Genomic DNA, 3,351 nt, shown 5'->3' with positions numbered 1-3,351 from the left:
ATATTAAAAGTAGAAAATCTAAGAAAAGAATATGGAGAGGGAAACTCCAAGGTGGTGGCCCTAGATGGAGTTGACCTTACAATAGAAAGAGGCGAATTTGTTGCCATTGTAGGACCTAGTGGGTCTGGTAAATCAACGCTCCTACATATCATAGGAGGAGTGGATAGCCCAGATGATGGTAAGGTTTATATAGATGGTAACGACATCTCAAAGTATTCTTCAAAGGAATTAGCCTACTTTAGAAGAAGAAAAGTCGGACTAATTTATCAGTTTTATAATTTAATACCAAATTTAACAGTTCGTCATAACATAGAACTTCCATTAAAACTTGATAAAAGAAAAATAAATCAAGATGAATTTTCAGATATAGTAAAAAAACTAGGTATAGAAAGTAAGCTTGACTCTTTTCCAAGTGAACTTTCAGGAGGTCAGCAGCAAAGAGTTGCCATAGCCAGAAGTCTTATCTACAATCCATCTATCATACTAGCAGATGAACCAACAGGTAATTTAGACAGAAAAAATTCTAAGGAAATTATAGAAATCTTCAAATATTTCAATAGAACCTTAAAACAGACGATTATCCTAATCACCCATGACGAAGAAATTGCCTTACAAGCAAATCGTATTATTACAATAGTCGATGGAAAAATTGTAGGAGATGAAAGAAATGAATAAGAAAAATTTTCCTATTTTTATCTCCTTATTTATTGTAAGTTTGTTTTTTACTGTGGTTTTTTATTATGGTTATACAATTGTTAAATATAATAATGAAAGTTTCATGACCGTAAATTTTTATGATGCAGAACTTGAAGGGAACTTAACAAGTAATGATATTGAAAAAATAAAAGATATTAATAATATAGAATTTGTAGGTGAAATGTCCATAAACCCTGAATCGGCAAAGTACAAGAATGATTTGATTGCCGTAAATTATCAAGATAATGATATAAATAAAATGAGAGAGCATTCAGATTTACTTGAAGGACGATTTGCTAGAAATGATGGAGAAATAGTTTTATCTAAAAGTCTAGTCGAAAAAAATAAGCTAAAATTAGGAGATAAAATACAGCTTGATTTTGGGCATAGACTAATAGAGGGTAAAGAGATAGATGCCATAAGTACTTTTACTGATAAGGAGTTTTATAATCTTAGTTTTAGTAAAGACTTTGAGGTAGTTGGAATTTATGAAGATGTCTATAATAAATACAGTAGAGTTAATTATGCTTTAGCACTGAAAAATGAAGAGGATTCAGGCAAAGTAGTATTAAAGTTTAATTCGTTTGAAAAGGCTTATGATAACAAAGTAAATCTACAAAATGAAATCAATAAAAAATTAGGTAAAGATGTTCCCTTAACTTTCAATTCTAATTTAATAGATTATTACGGTGTTGAGTATGACTTTCCCCATAATATTTTAACTGAATTAGGAACCATTCTTTCTGTAATAGGGGCTATATTACTATTTGTATTTTTTGTAAAAAATATATTCAAGGTGTGGGCTTTTAGGAAAATCAAGGAACTTTCTGTATATAAGTCTATAGGCACTACGGATTTTCAGATATACTTGTTACTATTAAAAGAAGGTATTTTCCTATCTGTTCTACCTATATTAATTGGTCATATCTTTGGATACTGTCTTATCTTAAAATTGTTTAGGCATCTTGAGATTGATCAAGGGGTCGAAAATTTGGTATCTAGTTATTTCAGTCCTTTACTTAGCCTAGCGATTGTTACAGTAGCTCTTTTAGTAGTAGTATTTTCTATTATTCAACCAGCAAAGAAAGTTTCAAAAATATCTATTATTGAAGGTATAAAGGGAAATTTAGACTTTGATAGCTTTAAGAAAAAAAGATCTAGGAATTTATGGAAAGAATTAAAATTAAACAATCTTGATAGTATTAAATCACAGCGTTATATTTCTGCTATTGGTGTCATTACTATTTCTGTTTTAGTCATTATTATTACAGTGACTAAATATAACAGAGATTTTTCTTACTATGATGCAGGGTACAATGTAATAGCTAATTATTATAGTGAAAATAAGAAAGTTCCTAAAGTCTTTAAAGAAATTCAGCGAGAAATTCCAAATAATAAGTCCTATGTTTCAAAAGAATGTTATATTCAGGTAGATAATGATTTAGATTTGTCCAAAGAATCTATTAGTAAGTCTTTGGATCAAAAGTTAGAGTATGATTTGAAAAAGAGTCATTCAAGCCAGTTGAATGGGATGCTTATAGCTTTAGAAGATGAAGACTTTAGTAAATTGGGAGCAAGTAAGGGTGATTTTATTCTTTATAATATGGTACAAGAAGACCCAAACACTCCAGTAGCTAAAGCAAATAAAATACCATATTTTAATAATCCGAAAGATATAAACTTCCAGATAGGGGAAAATTTTCGAAAAAGTATAAAAATTTCTAAAACTATAGATGATTTAGGAAACTATGATTCAATAACTTTACCATTTCATGTAAAAATCTACACAGATTTCGATACCTTCTTCCAACTTATGGATGAGTCAAAAGATGAAGAATTTATTAATGCTCCGTATGTATTAAATATGAATGTAAAAGACTCGGATATGAAAAATGTAAAGGATTATTTGGATAATAAGATAAGAGAATCGATAATGCCAAATGAAAAGTACGATATTAACACAAAAGCAGATATTGAAATGAATCGAAAAAGTGATCTAGAATCTTTAAAGAAAGTCGCATTTGCGATGGCTTTCATTATTTTTATTCTTAATGTGACAAATGGTTATTCATCCATTAATTTAAGTCTCATGAGTAGAAAGAAGGAAATTGGCAGCCTTTATTCATGCGGTATGGACGTAGATGAGTTAAAGAATATTTATCGAAAAGAGTTTATAGAAGAGCAAATAAAATCATTTATTGTTGCCGGAATAACCACATTAGTAGTCATGTTTGTAATATCTCGTATAGCTCCTAATTTAAGCCTTAATGTATTAATAAGATATTATGACTATAAATTGTTTCTTGGATTTTCTATTGTGGTATACGCAATCAACTTACTAATCTATAATTTTTCTTTAAAGAGAATTTTAGACAGACCAACAATTGATTTGATTAGAACAGAATAGTTTCAAAGAAAAAGGAGGCAAGTATGGAAATATTAAAAGTAGAAAATCTAAGAAAAGAATACGGCGAGGGTAATTCTAAGGTCATTGCCTTAGACGGTGTTAACCTTGAAATTGAAAGAGGAGAATTTGTTGCCATTGTAGGGCCGAGTGGATCTGGTAAATCTACTCTCTTGCATATTATAGGAGGAGTGGATAGTCCAGAAGATGGAAAGGTTTATATAGATGGTAACGACATCTCAAAGTATTCT

General features: G+C 29.8%; 3 protein-coding genes. All 3 read left to right on the top strand.

Annotated features, from left to right (window positions below; all coding sequences use genetic code 11):
* On the top strand, nt 1–675 hold a 675-nt coding region (locus HMPREF1863_RS02800), incomplete at its 5' end, for an ABC transporter ATP-binding protein (RefSeq protein ID WP_232300098.1).
* Nucleotides 668–3,103: an FtsX-like permease family protein gene (locus HMPREF1863_RS02795; RefSeq protein WP_068367192.1), complete on the top strand. Its 2,436-nt coding sequence runs from the start codon at nt 668–670 to the stop codon at nt 3,101–3,103. The genes HMPREF1863_RS02800 and HMPREF1863_RS02795, both read left to right, overlap by 8 nt.
* A gap of 23 nt (nt 3,104–3,126) precedes the next feature.
* Nucleotides 3,127–3,351, top strand: a 225-nt coding sequence (locus HMPREF1863_RS02790) for an ATP-binding cassette domain-containing protein (RefSeq protein WP_157065068.1), incomplete at its 3' end; no start/stop codon positions are given.

This window comes from Aedoeadaptatus coxii (genome assembly GCF_001553115.1).
GTDB classification, from domain to species: domain Bacteria; phylum Bacillota; class Clostridia; order Tissierellales; family Peptoniphilaceae; genus Aedoeadaptatus; species Aedoeadaptatus coxii.
Note: the sequence above shows the minus strand (reverse complement) of the source record. Positions and strands in the feature narration are given on the sequence as shown.

Excerpts from the sequence above, each read along its gene's own strand:
- HMPREF1863_RS02795 (WP_068367192.1), top strand. The coding sequence starts at position 668 with ATGAATAAGAAAAATTTTCCTATTTTTATCTCCTTATTTATTGTAAGT.